The sequence below is a fragment of the Paraburkholderia sp. RL17-380-BIE-A genome (assembly GCF_046028085.1).
Lineage (GTDB): Bacteria > Pseudomonadota > Gammaproteobacteria > Burkholderiales > Burkholderiaceae > Paraburkholderia.
This window is the reverse complement of the sequence record NZ_JARESQ010000013.1, coordinates 136,669-152,745: the sequence shown is the minus strand read 5'-3', so window position 1 is coordinate 152,745 and position 16,077 is coordinate 136,669. Positions and strand designations below refer to the sequence as shown.

Here is a 16,077-nt window from a genome sequence, read left to right as displayed (position 1 = left end):
AAAACCATCAGTCGGTCGCGCGCGGGCGACGGATGAGCAAGAGGGCCGCGACTGCGGCGATCAGCGTCACTGGAATGCTCGCGCCGATCACGACCGACGAGCTGCGTCCCATCGCGAGCAACTGGCCTACCGCGAGCGGCCCGACAACCGAACCGATACGGCCCACGGCGACGGCGGCGCCGACGCCCGTCCCGCGCATCGCCGTCGGATAGAACGCCGCGGAGAGCGCATACAGCACCGACTGCCCGCCAATAACGAACATGCCCGCGAAGAATGCCGAGCCGGCGAGCGCGCCGAATCCCGGCGCTATCGACAGCGCTGCAAGCGAGGCGATGATCCCGATGTACATGCCCGACACGACCACGGCGCCGCGCAGCCGGTCCATCAACATGCCGATGCAAAGCGCGCCGATGCCGCCGCCGACGTTGAAGGCGATCTGCACATAGCCGATTTCCGGGCGCGAGAGACCGCGCGCGGCCATCAGCGAAGGAAGCCAGTTGAGCAGGAAATACAGAACGATCAGCGTGCAGAAATAGCTGATCCAGATCTGCGCTGTCGAAAGAGCACGATTGCCGCCGAACAGCACATTGCCCACGGCGGCGGGCTGCACGTTCCCTTCATGCGATGCGCGCCGAAATGCCTTTGATTCGGGCAGGAAAGCGAACAGGAGCGGCACCAGAAGCAGCGGCCCTGCACCGCCTACATAGAAGATATGGCGCCATTCGGTGTCTCCCATGTTCACGATGCCGATGATCGACGCGATCACGCCGCCAAACGGAATACCGCAATACATGATGCTCACGGCGGTATTGCGCGCCTTCGGCGACACCGCTTCGGACGACAGCGCGATCAGGTTCGGCAGCGCACCGCCAAGTCCGATACCGGTCAGCACGCGCACCAGCACGAGCATGTCGAAGCTGCTGACGAGCGCGGTTGCAATCGAAAGCAGGCCGAACAGACATGCCGAGAGAATCAGCACACGTTTGCGGCCAATGCGATCGGCAAGCCGTCCGCCGAACATTGCGCCGGGCAGAAGGCCGAAGGTTCCGGCACTGAATGCAAGGCCCATTTGTGTCACCGACAGGCCGAACTCGCGCGCCATTCGCGGCGCCGCGACCCCGACCGATTGAAGGTCGAGGCCTTCGAGCAAAGCGACGGCAAAGCAGAGGCTCAGGGTTACGGCGGCAGCCGATCTGGCGACTGGTTGCGTCATCACTGCGTCTCCTGGTGCTGCTGTTCTCATTGGCTTCATATCGATCACCTGGTTGTCGGGTCCGCCTGAACCACATGTCTCGCCGAGTCTTCACAATATCAGGTGCCCTGATATAAAGATCGCAGGAAAGCGCTTCAGCGAGAAAGCATAAGAGCGTAGGGGTACGGAGAAACCGAAGCTGTTATTGCCTGTTATTGCGCTATGGCGAGACAACGGCCGTTCTAATCGCGGAAGATCCTTCGCGGCAGAAGAATCGATCCGTGCAGCATTGCCCGAGCGGCGCAGTCAGTTTGAAAACATATCCGCCCGGTGATGCGTATTTGATCTCAGGCGACCTGATAAGACAAGATAAAATTCTTCGGTGAATACCCCAGGCCAAAGTCGGGTTGACCGTATCGGCCGTATTGATACACATTGCACGTGATCGAGATTGCGCCGCGCCGGAGGCGCGCCAATCCGAGTCCCTTTAGGATCACCAAGGAAAGATAATGGACATTGCGAATCTGGTTGCTATCGATACCCATGTGCATGCGGAGGTCTCCTGTTGCCAGCCGCCGGATCTGTTCGGCAAGGAGTTCGACGACGCTGCCGACAAATACTTCGGTACGGTGCTCAAGCAGGGGCGGCGGCCGACGATCCCGGAGACGATCGACTACTATCGCCAGCAGAAAATTGGCATGGTGATGTTCACGGTCGACTGCGAGGCGCAACTCGGGCGCCGCCGCATCCCCAACGAGGAGGTCGCGCAATTCGCGGCGGACAACAGCGACATCATGATTGCCTTTGCGAGCATCGATCCGCACAAAGGCAAGATGGGCGCGCGCGAAGCACGGCGTCTGATCGAAGATCACGGCGTGCGGGGATTCAAGTTTCACCCGACGCTGCAGGGCTGCTATCCGAACGACCGGATGGCCTATCCGATCTATGAAGTGATCGCCGAATACAACTTGCCGGCGGTATTTCACAGCGGCCATTCCGGCATGGGCAGCGGCATGCGCGGCGGTGGAGGGCTGCTGCTCAAATATTCGGAGCCGATACACCTGGACGAAGTGGCGGCGGAATTTCCTGACATGAAGGTGGTGATCGCGCATCCGTCGTGGCCGTGGCAGGATCAGGCGTTGTCGATTTGCCTGCACAAGCCGAATGTCTACATCGACCTCTCGGGGTGGTCGCCGAAGTACTTCGCGCCACAGCTGATTCAGCATGCGAACACGCTACTCAAGCACAAGATGCTGTTCGCGTCCGATTTCCCGCTGATTCGCCCGGATCGCTGGCTGAACGATTTCCAGACAGCGGGCTTCAAGCCCGAGGTTCATCCGTTGATTCTGAAGGAAAACGCCATCAGTCTGCTTGGATTGAGTCCGACGTGACCTGATCGAAAGTGTGTAGATTGCGCAGCAGCATGCGCAATGAAGCATGCAGCAGATCGGCGTTCGCGGGCTCGATACCGTTCATCATGCCTGCCTCGAGCCGCTCGATCGACGCTTCGCACTGGCGCACGAGCGCGGCGCCCGCGCGCGTGAGTTGCAGCACGACGATGCGGCCGTGGGAGGGGTCGGCGGCGCGTGTGACCCATCCGCGCGCGACCATCACCTTGATGACCTCGTTGGCCGCCTGAGGCGTGATCAGCGATCGCTCAGCCAGCCTGGCGTTCGACGAGTGTCCGCGCGCTTTCAACACCGACAGGGCGGTGAACTGCGGCAGCGTCACGCCATGTGGCGCGAGCGTTTCGATGAGCCGGCGTTTCAGCACACGGTCCACGCTGCCGACCAGGTAGGTGATACGCAGCGGCTTTTCGGCCATGGCGCCCGAAGGTCGGCCGGAATGATCGGTTGGCTTCATCGTATCTGATGTTCGAGGGTTTTCACTAAGCACCGGGCGCTTGTTTATCAGGCTGCTTGATAATAGACTCTGTATCAGGATGCCTGATATAAAAATCTCAGGCAAGTTGATACTACAGCAGTTCAACGGAATTTCCACCTTATCGCGCGGTCCGCGCGCAGGAGTTACGAACATGGCAAGTTACGACGGTCGCTGGAAGACGGTTGACGTGAAGGTCGAGGCAGGCATCGCGTGGGTGACGTTGAATCGCCCGGAGAAGCGCAATGCGATGAGCCCGACGCTCAATAGCGAGATGCTGCAGGTCCTGGATGCCGTGGAGCTCGACGACGACGCAAGGGTTCTGGTACTGACCGGCGCGGGCGCCGCATGGACCGCGGGTATGGACTTGAAGGAGTATTTCCGGGAAGTCGACGCGGGTCCGGAAATTCTGCAGGAGAAGATTCGCCGCGACGCGTCGGAATGGCAGTGGCGCCGTCTGCGCATGTATGCAAAGCCGACCATCGCAATGGTCAACGGCTGGTGTTTCGGCGGTGGTTTTTCGCCGCTGGTGGCGTGCGATCTGGCACTTGCAGCGGACGAAGCGGTATTCGGGCTGTCGGAAATCAACTGGGGCATTCCGCCCGGCAATCTGGTCAGCAAGGCGATGGCGGATACGGTCGGCCATCGTCAGGCGCTGCACTACATCATGACTGGTGACACCTTCACCGGCCCGCAAGCTGCGGCGATGGGCCTCGTCAACAAGAGCGTGCCGCTTGCGCAGCTGCGCGACGAGACCATTGCTCTGGCAGCGAAGCTCCTCGAAAAGAACCCGGTGGTGTTGCGCGCCGCAAAGCACGGCTTCAAGCGTTGCCGTGAACTGACGTGGGAGCAGAATGAAGACTACCTGTACGCCAAGCTCGATCAGGCGCAACTGCGCGACCCGGAGCACGGACGCGAGCAGGGCCTGAAGCAGTTCCTCGACGATAAGTCGATCAAGCCGGGTTTGCAGGCGTATAAGCGCGCTGAATAAAGCATGAGTATCGCAGCCACAGTCCGGCGAAGAGACTCGGCGGTGGCATCCGCATCAGGACACGCAGCACAGTGAGGAGACAACAATCGTGACCGAAGTGAGCATGTTGATCGGCGGCCAGGACCGTCCGGCATCCAGCGGGGCGACGTTCGAGCGCCTGAACCCGGTAACCGGCACCCTCGCCTCACGCTCGCCTGCGGCCACGCTTGCCGACGCCGATGCGGCAGTCGACGCCGCCGCCGCCGCATTTCCTGCGTGGGCCGCGCTTCGGCCCACCGAGCGTCGCGCGCGGCTGCTGAAAGCGGCCGACATGATGGATGCACGGACCGGCGAGTTCATCGCGGCCGGCGTGGCCGAAACAGGCGCGATGGCGAACTGGTACGGCTTCAATGTTCATCTCGCCGCCAACATGCTGCGTGAAGCGGCCGCAATGACGACGCAGATCGACGGCAGCGTGATTCCGAGCGACACACCAGACAATCTGGCGCTTGCCGTGCGTCAGCCGTGCGGCGTCGTGCTGGGCATTGCGCCGTGGAATGCGCCGGTGATTCTCGGCACGCGCGCACTCGCGATGCCGCTCGCGTGCGGCAATACGGTGGTACTCAAGGCATCGGAGGCGTGTCCGGCGGTACATCGGCTGATCGGCACGGTATTGCAGGAAGCCGGGCTCGGCGACGGCGTCGTGAACGTCGTGACGAATGCGCCCGAGGATGCGGCGGCAATCGTCGAACGCCTTATCGCACACCCGGCCGTGCGGCGGGTGAATTTCACCGGCTCGACGCATGTGGGCCGCATCATCGCCATGCATGCGGCGAAGCATCTGAAGCCGGCGTTGCTGGAACTCGGCGGCAAGGCGCCGGTGCTGGTGCTTGAAGACGCCGATCTGGACGCGGCCGTTGCCGCGATCGCGTTCGGCGCGTTCTTCAACCAGGGGCAAATCTGCATGTCCACGGAGCGGGTCATCGCACACCGCAGCATTGCGGATGCGCTGGTGGAAAAGCTGACTGAAAAAGCGCGCAAGCTGGTGGCAACCGCGCCGACCGACGACGGCGCGGTGCTCGGCGCGCTCGTCAACGCACAGGCCGCGCAACGCGTGGCGGCGCTCGTCGAAGACGCGCGCCGCCACGGTGCGACGGTGCTGGCCGGCGGCGCGATTGACGGTGCGATCATGCAGCCGACCATTGTCGACGGCGTGCGTCCCGAGATGAAGCTCTATGCGGAGGAGTCGTTCGCACCGGTGGTCACGGTGCAGCGTGTGGACAGCGACGACGAAGCGGTGCAAGTCGCCAACGACAGCGAGTTCGGGTTGTCGGCGGCCGTGTTCAGCCGCGACATCGCGCGGGCATTGGGTCTGGCGAGGCGTATCGAATCGGGCATTTGCCACATCAACGGGCCGACCGTGCACGACGAAGCACAAATGCCGTTCGGCGGCGTAAAGGGCAGTGGCTACGGACGTTTCGGCAGCAAGGCTTCGATTGCCGAATTCACGGATCTGCGCTGGATCACCATTCAGACCGGCCCGCGCCACTACCCGATCTAACAGCGCCGCACGAAGACGAGTGCGTCGAAACACGGCATCCTCTGTCGAATGACAGAGGGCTTGCGTTCGTCCACGAGTCGCCGCGCCGGCAGCCCATCAAGGAGACAAAACGTGAATGCAGAGCCGACTCAGCCCCGTGTCGAACCCGTGATTCGAGAGACGTCCGTGCCTTATCGCCGGGTGCGTATCGGATCGGCAGCGGCCAGCGTTCGTCGACAGGGCGACGCCTGGTACCTGCAAGCGAGCGAGCCGATCGGCGCTTATCCGGCACGTCTGACCGACCGGCTCGTGAGCGGAGCCCACGCGCATCCCGACCGGTGGCTAGTCGCACGCCGCGGTGCCGACGGCGAATGGGTGGGCATCAGCTATGCGCAGATGCTCGAGCGTGCCCGTTCTATCGGCCAGGCGCTACTCGAGCGCAAGTTGTCGGCCGAGCGGCCGGTTGTCCTTCTGTCCGGTAACGACCTCGAGCATTTCCAGCTCGCACTCGGTGCGATGTGGGCGGGCGTTCCTTATGCGCCGATCTCGCCCGCCTATTCGCTCATTTCCAGCGACTACGGCAAACTGCGCCACGCGATCGAACTGCTGACGCCCGGTCTCGTGTTCGCCGCCGACGGCGATGCGTTCGCCGCCGCAATCGACGCCGTCGTATCCGACGATGTGGAAGTGGTGACGGCTTACGGTTCCAACCCGCGCGCGCAGACATCGTTCGCGGAACTGTTGAACACGCCCGCAACGACGGTCGATGCCGTGCACGCCGCGATCGAACCCGATGCAATCGCGAAGTTCCTCTTCACCTCCGGCTCCACCAAACGTCCGAAAGCGGTTCCGACGACGCACCGCATGCTGTGCAGCAACCAGCAGATGCTACTCGAAACGTTCCCGGAATTCGCCCACGAGCCGCCGGTTCTGGTCGACTGGCTGCCTTGGAATCACACGTTCGGTGGCAGCCACAACGTGGGCATCGCACTGTATAACGGCGGCACGCTGTATATCGACGACGGCAAGCCGGTAGGCAAGAAGTTCGACGAAACGCTGCGCAATCTTCGCGAGATCGCGCCGACCATTTATTTCAATGTGCCAAAGGGTTGGGAGGAGCTGGCGAGCGCGCTCGAAGCGGACGCGCAGCTTCGCGCAACCTTCTTCTCTCGTGTCAAAGTCTATTTCTTTGCTGGCGCGGGACTCTCGCAAGCGGCGTGGGATCGCCTGGAGCGGGTGACGGAGCAATACTGCGGCGAGCGCATTCGCATCATGGCCGGATTGGGTATGACCGAAACATCGCCCTCCTGTCTGTTTACGACCGGGCCTGTCATGGGTGCGGGCTATGTCGGAGTGCCCGCACCCGGCTGCGAAGTGAAGCTCGCGCCCGTATCGGGCAAGCTCGAAGCCCGCTTTCGCGGGCCGCACGTGATGGCCGGTTACTGGCGGATGGACGAGGAAAACGTCGCCGGGTCGTTCGACGACGAAGGTTACTACTGCAGCGGCGACGCGTTGAAGTTCGTCGATCCCCGTAAGCCGGAACTCGGACTGTTGTTCGATGGCCGGATCGCCGAAGACTTCAAGCTGAGCTCGGGTACGTTCGTGAGCGTCGGGCCGATGCGTGCCCGGGTGGTCTCCGAGGGCGCGCCGTACGTCCAGGATGTGGTCGTGACCGGTATGAATCGCGACGATGTCGGTGCGCTAGTGTTTCCGCGCCTCGACGATTGCCGGCGGCTGGCGGACTTGCCGGCATCGGCGAGCGCCGCTGAGATCGTCGCGGCGCCTGCTGTGCGCGCGTTCTTCACCGGCTTGCTGGCCCGTCTGAACCGCGAGTCGACCGGCGGCGCAACGACGATCGCGCGCTTGCGCCTGCTCGACGTGCCCCCCTCCCTCGATCTGGGCGAGATCACCGACAAAGGCTCGATCAACCAGCGCGCGGTACTGACACATCGCGCGAATCTGGTGGAGGCGATGCATGACCCACGTCAGGCCGATCCCGCGGTGATCTATGCGTGCAATGACGGGCTCTGACATGTCTGCTTGCTACGTGGCTCCACTGCGCGACATGCGCTTCGTGATGGAAGAATGGCTCGACGCCGAAGCGTTCTGGCGGCAGATTCCGGAATGGTCCGATATCGATGCGACGACCGCGCGAATGGTCCTCGAAGAAGCCGGCCGCTTTGTGTCGGAGCAGCTAGCGCCGCTCAATGCCAGCGGCGACCTTGAAGGCTGTCAGTTCGTCGATGGCGAAGTGCGTATGCCGCGCGGCTTCAAGGCAGCGTATCGCGCCTATGTCGACGGCGGCTGGCCGACGCTCTCGGCAAGTGCCGGCCATGGCGGCCAGGACTTGCCGCAACTGCTGGAAGTGGCGCTTCACGAAATGCTGGCGGCGGCGAATCACGCGTGGCTCATGTCACCCGGATTGACGCATGGCGCAAGCGTCTGCTTGCAGACGCATGGGTCGGAGAAGCTGAAAGCCGACTACCTGCCAAAAATCGCGAGCGGCGAGTGGCTCACCACCATGTGTCTGACCGAGCCGCAGGCAGGGAGCGACCTCAGTCTGCTGCGCACGACCGCCATCCCGGACGAGTTGAGCGAGGGTTATCGAATCACGGGCAGCAAGATCTTCATCAGCGGTGGCGATCACGATCTGACGGACAACATCGTCCACCTGGTACTTGCGCGTTTGCCCGATGCGCCTCCCGGAACGCGCGGACTCTCGATGTTCCTCGTGCCGAAGTGGCGACCTCACAGCGGGGTGGCGATTCGCAATGGCGTTCATTGCGAGGGCATCGAAAAAAAGATGGGGCTCAAGGCAAGCCCCACATGCACGATGCGTTTCGAGGACGCGTTAGGTTGGCGAGTAGGCGAGCCGCATCGCGGGCTGGCGGCGATGTTCGTGATGATGAACGCCGCGCGCTTGCAGGTCGCAATGCAGGGATTGGGTCACGCCGAGAGTGCCTGGCAACGCGCAACGATCTATGCGCGCGAACGGGTGCAAATGCGCGCGCCCGGTCTGGAGGCGAAAACGCAGGGGGCGTCGCCCATTTCGCTGCATCCCGCGATACGGCGCACGCTGATGGATCTGCGTTGCGTCGTCGAGGGCGAGCGGTTGATCGGCTATTGGATCGGCCAATGGCTCGACATCGCCGCACGCCATCCCGATGAAGCGAAGCGTGCCGAAGCAGATCGTTTCGCCGCGCTCCTCACGCCGGTGGCGAAAGCATTTTTCACGGCCAACGGCTTTCTTGGGGCTTCGAGCGCGCTCCAGGTGTTCGGCGGCTACGGTTACATACATGAATACGGCATCGAACAAACGGTGCGCGATAGTCGTGTCTCGCTCCTGTATGAAGGCACAAACGAGATTCAGTCGATCGACCTGCTGGTTCGCAAAGTAATCGGCGACGGCGGAGGCAAGCTGCGAGCATTGCTTGCCCATATTCGCGCGGAAGCCGCGGAGCACGCCAATGCCGCACCGGATTTGCCGCAGGTCGCGGCGCAACTCGAGACATTGTGCGCGGATGCGTGGCATACGACCGCCGCGATCATCGAAGAGAGCGCGCGCGACGTGGAGTTGCCTTATCGCGTCGCCGACGATTACCTCGCAATGATCGGCTGGCTGCTCCTCGCCTATGCGTGGGCGCGCTCGCTTCGGCTTGCCGCTCCGAAGGCGGATGAAGAAGATTTCTATCGTCAGAAAGTGGCCACGGCCCGCTATTTCTTCGACTACCGATTAGCCGAATTCACGCACCGCAGGCGCCTGGTCGATGCCGGAATTCATGCCGATCTTCCTTTCATCGGAGCGACAGCGGGCACTTCGTAGCTGTTCGATGCTCCATGCACTGCAACCTCATTGGATAACGCAATGAAAAATCTGCTCAGGCTTTTTCTCGTCTCGACATTTGCGGCACTGGCTTTCAATCATGCTCTCGCCGTGGAACCGGAGGCGGCGGCCCACACCGAATTCGAGCCGCCCAAACCGGAACTCGCCTACATGGGCCGCTTCTCGGTCGACCTGACCGCGCCGATCTGGGAGTTGGGAAAGACCGCCGATGCCGGTAAGCGTCGGATCATTCCGATCACCGGCGGCAGTTTTCACGGTCCCATGCTGAACGGCGAGATTCTGAATAACGGTGCTGACTGGCAGGTCGTCACACCCGACGGACTGGCGATTATCGACACCCGATATCTGCTGAAGATGGATGACGGCGAGCTCGTGTATCTGCAGACGAGAGGGTTGCGGTACGGCCCCGCGGATGTGATGGCGGACGTGGCGAAGGGCAAATCCGTGGACCCGGGGAAATATTACTTCCGCCTCTACATGACCTTCGAGACCGCCTCGAAGAAATACGCGTGGCTGAACCGGGCAATGGCCGTTGGCTACGCGATGCGGCTCGGCAACGCCGTGGTCTACGACGCCTACTTGCTGAAGTGAGTGAACGTGGCGGACGGGGGGGCGTAGCGTGCCGCCTCGCGGTTTGGCGGACCGACGGTGAGATGGTCGCGGGAAGCGCGGATGAACGCGGTAACATTGCTGCTTTCCGACGAGCAAAGAGCCGACGCGATGACGAGCAAAGCCCCAAAAATGACGACCCCCGGCACCGCGCGCCCCGCCCGCGCGCCATCGGCGCGGCGCAAGGCCACGCCTGCGCCACGTTTGACCTACGTCATTGGGAGCCTCGACAGAATCCTGCGGCGAAAAATGACGGAGGCGCTGGCGCCTCTCGGCCTGACGCTGGCGCAATTCACCGCGCTTTCCGTGCTCGATGCGCGTGGACAGGCGTCGAATGCCCAGCTTGCGGAATGGTCGTTCATCACGCCGCAGTCCGCCAACGAGGTGATGATTGTCATGTCATCGCGCAACTGGATCACGCGCGAGCCCGATCCGAATCATGGACGCATTGTCGTGCTGCAACTCACTGACGAAGGCCGCGACGTCCTGCGTCGGGGCATGGATATCGTGCGGCTGCTCGAAGAACAGATGCTTGCAGGTATCGATGCTGATAATGCCGCTACTGTGCAAGCCCACCTCGAATTGTTTGTACGTAATCTGCGCAGCTGATTGGCTATTCGGGCGCGAAGGCGGGAGAAGCTGCGCCCGCCGTATGGAATGCGGTCCTGTCAATTCGATAAATGATCCTTCCTATAGGCAACCTCTCAAGCTGCCTTCCTATTTGCACCAGAACCGATTGGAACATCAACGGTACTGGTAACAGAAACATTTCTGAAAATCGGGCACTCCGAGACGATCTATACGGTGGTATCGTCAGGTCATGCTTTCTTTCATCTCGCTCCTCACGGGCCCTGTCGACGTGTCATCGCCTGATTGCGCCACTCGCGCGGCGACGTCTCGAACCGCTCCCGAAACGCGCGGCTGAAATGCGACATGTCGTTAAACCCCCACCGTAACGCGACATCGGAAACCCTCAGCACCGCGCAGTGCGGATTTACCAGATCCTCCGCGCAGCGTTCGAGCCGCAGGTTCCACACATATCGCATCAGCGACGTGCTCTCCGCCTCGAAAAGCTTGTTGATATACCGCGAAGAAATCCCGATCGCCTGCTCGATCAACGTCGGATTCAGATCCGGGTCGCGCAGGTGCTCGAGCAGATGTCGCTTCACGCGCGTCAACGTTAGCGCCTTCATCCTCGATTGCGCGACGTCGTTGCGCCGCAGGTTCCCAAGCGTCATCGCAATCAACGAGATCGCCGTGTCCGACAGTTGCAGCATCTCGTCCTCGGAGACATGGCGGATCTGTGACGACATCTGCTCGAGGAAACCGCGCATCACGCTGCCGACGCCCTGCGCCGTTGGAATTGGACTCGCGGTGCGGTGCTCCATGCCGACGACGAGCTGATTCAAAGTCGTGCGCGGAATGCTGACGACGATCTCGCGCCACGGCTGGCCGAACTGCAGGTGGTGCGGCCGTGTCGCGTCGTAGATCGCAAAATCCCCGGGACGCAGCGTGACGATCTTGCCGTCCTGCTCGACCGATTGACTGCCCTCAAGCATCAATACCGCAAAATACTTATCCTCATACTCGCTCCGCGCTTGGCGATAACGCCGGATCACTGCCTGCTCGCTTGCGTGGATTTCTGAGATCCGCATCTTTTCGCATTTGCGTTGCCGTACCCGCCCGAAGAAATCAGCCTTCTGCACGTCCGCTATCTGCACGTCCGCGAACAAACGCAGAATCGTTTCGCGCCAAAACTCGATGCGCTGGCTGACCGAGCCGTCGGTCGCCACCTCGATCGCCGAATTCGTCCATTCGGCCGGCGGGTGATCGGACTCGAAGCCGGAAAAATCTCCGCTCGTGGCGCGAGGAAAAAGTTGCGTCGTCATTATCATGTCCCAAATGGATTGCGAACGAGCAGCCAGTACCCTGCACGGGAAAAAAGGCGTTGTCCAATCGACTCTACCGCTTGCACCGCGAGACCTGTCGGACAGACTCGCGGCGCAGCGGCAGCCCGCTACCGTTCCGGGCAAGTCATGCGAATGACGTCTGACGCCAATCGGATGATTGTTCATAAGCATACGCGCAGCGGTAGATCGTGGCCTCGTCGAAGCGGCGGCCGACCAGTTGCAGCCCGATCGGCAGATCCTCCGCTACCCCGCACGGGAGCGACATTGCGGGATGCCCGGACACGTCGAACGGTGCGGTGTTCGCGAGCATCTCGAACGCGCGCGTCAGCGATTCCGACATGGTGCAACCGGGGTCCGGCAGCTTCGATGCGCGCATCGGCACCGTCGGCATTAACAAAAGATCATACGATTGAAGCGCCGAGTCGTAATCCGCCCGCAGCCGCCGCGCGAGGTTCTGGCTTTTCGCGTAGTAGCGACCACGATACCGGCTAGTGAAGTATTCGCCGAGCAGCATCGTCACCTTCACGGTGTCTGGCAGTTCGTCGGCGCGCTCACGCCAACCCGCATGGTGATCGATCATCCCGGTCACGTACAGACCGCCCCAGTTGAAGCCGTGGCTATTGCCCTTCATCATCTGCTGCGTCGCGCCCTCGGCTGCGATCGGCAGCCAGATCGCGGTACCGGCTGCATGCAGGGGTACCGACACCTCGTCGACGCTCGCGCCGAGCTTGCGTAGCCGATGCGCGGCGACAAGTACCGCCTCATCGACGACCGATTCCGAGTTCGCGAGCCCGAAGCCTTCGCGCAGGATCCCGATCCGCAACCCTGCTATGCCGTCGCGAATCGCGCCAAGAAAGTCGGCGCGCGGCGGCAGCGCGCGTTGGCGCGGATCGAGCCCGTCGTCGCCGGCGATCACGTCGAGCAGCAACGCGTTATCGTGCACACTGTTCGTCAACGGTCCGAGGTGATCGACGGTCGCCTCGATCGGCATCGCGCCGGTGTATGGCACGAGCCCGTGCGTCGGCTTCATCCCGTAGACACCGCAATACGCGGACGGAATCCGCACCGAGCCGCCCTGATCGCTGCCCAGCGCCATATCGACCTCGCCGCTCGCGACGAGCGCACCGCTGCCGGACGACGAGCCGCCCGTTGAATGTCCTGGCTTGCGCGGATTCTGCACCGGCCCGGACGCACTCGTATGCGAGCCACCGGAAAAGCAGTAGTACTCGCAGGTGGACTTGCCGGCAATCGTTGCGCCGGCATCGAGCATGCGTGAGATGACAGTCGCGTCGACGTCCGGCACGTAGCCCTCGAACGTGCTCGCGCCGTTACGCATCGGCACGCCGGCCACGCAGATGTTGTCCTTCACGGCGACCGTCTTGCCGCTTAGCTTGCCGTCGGGCGCACCGCGAATCGTGCTCTTGCGCGCCCATGCGCCGTAGCGATTCTCGTCACCTTCCGGGCGATAGCCGGGCGTGCGCGGGTAAGTGACAAGCGGCAGATAGTCAGGCAGTGCGTCGATCGTATCGTATGCGTCGAAGTTCGCCTGCAGCGCTTCGTCGTAGTCGGCGAGTTGCCGTTGGTCGACATGAAAGCCGAAACCGGCTGCGATGCCGGCGAGTTGTTCACGGGTCGGGCGCTTGATCGCCATCGATTTTCTCCAGTTCGGTAAGACGGCGCCGCACGTGCGGCGCGCGGATCATTCAGCGGGCGGCGTCGCGCATCATCCCGGTTTGGGGGTGGCAGTTCACGTACTCGTACACCTGATGTTTCGCGTCGAATACGGACACCTCGTGGTACAGCCGCAGCTTCGACAACCCGGCGACAACGCGGAAGAACGTGACGAAGATCCGCAGATGCGTAGGGTGCGACTCGGCCCAGCGTTCGAGCCGCTCGAGCGAGCGCCAGTGACCGATGTTGTAGCTCTCGTCGAGCAGGTTGCCGTCCAGATCGATCGACTGCACGTAGCGGTTGCTGTAGCAGCCGGCGGCGGCGCCGTTGTCGCGCAGGAAGTCCATGCCCGCGCGCAACGTCGGTTCGATCTCGTCGAGATAGAGACGACGCTCGTCACTTTCGGCCGCGCGCCAGTCCTGCCCGGATCGGATCAGCGCGATGTTGTCATGCGCGTGCACCACGACGCGGCCGCCTTTCGACGGATCGCCATGCACGATCCTCAACTCGCCGTCCGCCTGCATCCAGTCGATCTGCGAGATCGGAAAGCGGTCGCGCATCGATCCCCAGTAGCCATGTTCCTCGACCTCGCCGCTGACGCCGTCCATGATCGCGCCGACGCCCGGAAAAGCGTCGGTGAACGCGTACAGCGTTTCGAACTGCTCGGCACGCGGCGCCACGATCTCGCGGAAATAGCCGACTCCGTCGGTGAGACGTTCTTCGGATTCCCACCATTCGGCGAGCGCGGGCGACGTGACCCAGCGTTGGTACGCAGCCGGGTCGCGCCAATAGCCAACGACGATCAGGTTGTCATAGCCCTCGTTGTCGGTATGCTGCGTCAGATCGTGATTCGCGGGCCCGTCCACCGCGCCGAAATCGGCGACTATCCGGCGCAGCGCGGCCAGCGCGGCGGTACGCTTGCCGGCGCCGCGATACTGCACACCGAAGTAGCCCATTACGACCTGCTGCAGGTCCTCGGCCGCGCGGGCGACGTACATAGGGAACGGCGGCTGGTAATCGTCGTCGACGCGGCGCGACAATCTACGCGGACAGACCAGGTGTTTGTCGATGGCGGATTCCATGAGTGACCTCGCTATAAAATGAAGGACATGTTGAGAAACAAAAGGTAAGGATGGCGAACAGGTGTGACCCGAACTCGACGTCAAAAGATATGGGCGTAGCGCAGCCCGACAAGGAGGCTATCCTTCGTCCCGTTACGCACGCTCAAGTCAGTGCCGAGCTGAATCTGCACCTGGTCAGCCTTGGTCACGAACTTCGCCGCGGTCAGCCGCAAGCGCGTCGTGCGCAGCGCGTCGTGGCTGTCGATCCCGTCAACGCTGGTCTCACCGCCCCAAAACTGCGTGACGCCAAGTCCGAGTGACGTGCCCGCATCTGGCATGTAGCGAACCATTGCCTGTGCGCTGTAGCCCATGCGCTGATGCAGCGTCGCACCGCTCGGGCCATACGACGTGTTGTTGCCATACCAGATCGCGTCGCCGACGAGATCGAGCGCCCAGTGCGGCGAGAAGTGCTTCACATATGCAGCCTGGAAGTCGAGCGACCAGCGGTTCGCGCCGAAGTTGAGACTGCGGTTCTGGTCGTAGCTGCCGGTAGGCGCGTACAGATAGACGGTTGCGGCCGCAACGTCCTTCGCGTCGTTCAGGCGAAGCTTGAGCGGCGCAGTCAGGATCACATCGCCGACACCCGTTGTGGTGCCGAGCGCGCTCGCGTTGCCAAAGCCGCTAATGTGACCGAACGGCAGCAGGATCTGCGGATCGATCGTCAGGCGGTCGGTCAGCTGGAACACGTGCAGCAGACGTGCGATACCGACGTTCGACTGCAGGTCGAAGTTCGAGGTCTTGCTGCCGTTCGAATAGACCGCGTTTGTCGTCGAGTAGTTGTAGTACAGCACGCCGATCGTCGCGCCGACCGGGTACTGCTCGTAATCGCCGGGATCGACCTCGACCGCCCCCGCATAGTGCGATGCAACCAGTATCAGCGAGGCGCCGATCCAGCTCGCGATCCGCTTCAGTTTCGTTCTGTTGCCGTTGTCCATCATTCCCCTCCCCTGGATGAGCAGACACCATCGCACCCGACGTGCGAGGAACGTGCGCCGTTGCCGGGCGCCGGTATCGTGATGTACTGCGTGGTTTCTATCCAGCGGCGCGTGGGCTGCGCCGCCGATTCGCGACGACCCGTCGGGCCATCGCTCGAGAGAGAGAATAGGAAGGCAAAATCCGCGGTTCTGTCTTCTGACGGAACAAGAAGTTGGCTGGGGCGGGCTTGCGCGCCTGGCGTCACGCGCCAGCAACATAACGGATGCCATTCGCCGTCATTTGCTGCCGATGTAAAGCCGGCGCATAAGCGGGTCAGCCCCGTACACAGCAGGTTTCGCCGCCCACGTCACGATCTGCGGCCGATCGCGCGCGCGGATCCGTCCCAGCACAGTTTCCGATCCGC

The 16,077-nt window shown here is 62.4% G+C and carries 13 protein-coding genes; 7 read left to right on the top strand and 6 right to left on the bottom strand.

Annotation, left to right across the window (positions count from 1 at the left end; all coding sequences use genetic code 11):
* Positions 1–7: 7 nt before the first annotated feature.
* Positions 8–1,213 carry a 3-(3-hydroxy-phenyl)propionate transporter MhpT gene (gene mhpT, locus P0D68_RS22565; protein ID WP_408468751.1) on the bottom strand — a complete coding sequence of 402 codons (1,206 nt, stop codon included), beginning with the start codon at positions 1,211–1,213 and terminating at the stop codon, positions 8–10.
* Between the two features lie 488 nt (positions 1,214–1,701).
* Between mhpT and P0D68_RS22560 the strand changes: the two genes are divergently transcribed.
* Positions 1,702–2,583, top strand: coding sequence for an amidohydrolase family protein (locus tag P0D68_RS22560; protein WP_091803926.1), 882 nt, complete (start codon positions 1,702–1,704; stop codon positions 2,581–2,583).
* On the opposite strand, the gene P0D68_RS22555 is transcribed toward P0D68_RS22560, so the two are convergent.
* Positions 2,555–3,193, bottom strand: coding sequence for a MarR family winged helix-turn-helix transcriptional regulator (locus tag P0D68_RS22555; RefSeq protein ID WP_408302370.1), 639 nt, complete (start codon positions 3,191–3,193; stop codon positions 2,555–2,557). The two genes, P0D68_RS22560 and P0D68_RS22555, sit on opposite strands and share 29 nt — an antisense overlap.
* A gap of 34 nt (positions 3,194–3,227) precedes the next feature.
* On the opposite strand from P0D68_RS22555, the gene P0D68_RS22550 reads away from it, so the two are divergent.
* From P0D68_RS22550 to P0D68_RS22525, 6 genes are all read left to right on the top strand, one after another.
* Complete coding sequence (locus P0D68_RS22550) at positions 3,228–4,064, top strand: p-hydroxycinnamoyl CoA hydratase/lyase (protein ID WP_091803933.1); 837 nt, start codon at positions 3,228–3,230, stop codon at positions 4,062–4,064.
* A gap of 103 nt (positions 4,065–4,167) precedes the next feature.
* On the top strand, positions 4,168–5,604 hold the full coding sequence (locus tag P0D68_RS22545; protein ID WP_091808932.1) for an aldehyde dehydrogenase: 1,437 nt from the start codon (positions 4,168–4,170) through the stop codon (positions 5,602–5,604).
* A 111-nt stretch (positions 5,605–5,715) separates the two neighbouring features.
* Positions 5,716–7,614 carry a feruloyl-CoA synthase gene (locus P0D68_RS22540; RefSeq protein WP_408302372.1) on the top strand — a complete coding sequence of 633 codons (1,899 nt, stop codon included), beginning with the start codon at positions 5,716–5,718 and terminating at the stop codon, positions 7,612–7,614.
* 1 nt (position 7,615) lies between these two features.
* Positions 7,616–9,406, top strand: coding sequence for an acyl-CoA dehydrogenase family protein (locus P0D68_RS22535; protein WP_408468750.1), 1,791 nt, complete (start codon positions 7,616–7,618; stop codon positions 9,404–9,406).
* A gap of 42 nt (positions 9,407–9,448) precedes the next feature.
* Positions 9,449–10,018: a DUF3237 domain-containing protein gene (locus P0D68_RS22530; RefSeq protein ID WP_408302376.1), complete on the top strand. Its 570-nt coding sequence runs from the start codon at positions 9,449–9,451 to the stop codon at positions 10,016–10,018.
* Positions 10,019–10,147: 129 nt separating this feature from the next.
* A complete protein-coding gene (locus P0D68_RS22525; protein WP_091808933.1) occupies positions 10,148–10,645 on the top strand; it encodes a MarR family winged helix-turn-helix transcriptional regulator in 498 nt (165 codons plus the stop codon).
* Between the two features lie 233 nt (positions 10,646–10,878).
* Here the strand turns inward: P0D68_RS22525 and P0D68_RS22520 are convergent, their stop codons facing one another.
* From P0D68_RS22520 to P0D68_RS22505, 4 genes are all read right to left on the bottom strand, one after another.
* Positions 10,879–11,829, bottom strand: a complete 951-nt coding sequence (locus tag P0D68_RS22520) for an AraC-like ligand-binding domain-containing protein (protein WP_408302379.1) — start codon at positions 11,827–11,829, stop codon at positions 10,879–10,881.
* Between the two features lie 241 nt (positions 11,830–12,070).
* On the bottom strand, positions 12,071–13,597 hold the full coding sequence (locus tag P0D68_RS22515) for an amidase (RefSeq protein WP_408302381.1): 1,527 nt from the start codon (positions 13,595–13,597) through the stop codon (positions 12,071–12,073).
* Positions 13,598–13,649: 52 nt separating this feature from the next.
* Positions 13,650–14,699 (bottom strand): aliphatic aldoxime dehydratase, encoded by a 1,050-nt coding sequence (gene oxdA / locus P0D68_RS22510; protein ID WP_408302383.1) that lies wholly within the window; start codon positions 14,697–14,699, stop codon positions 13,650–13,652.
* A gap of 80 nt (positions 14,700–14,779) precedes the next feature.
* Positions 14,780–15,676 (bottom strand): transporter, encoded by an 897-nt coding sequence (locus P0D68_RS22505; RefSeq protein ID WP_408302385.1) that lies wholly within the window; start codon positions 15,674–15,676, stop codon positions 14,780–14,782.
* Positions 15,677–16,077: the final 401 nt, after the last annotated feature.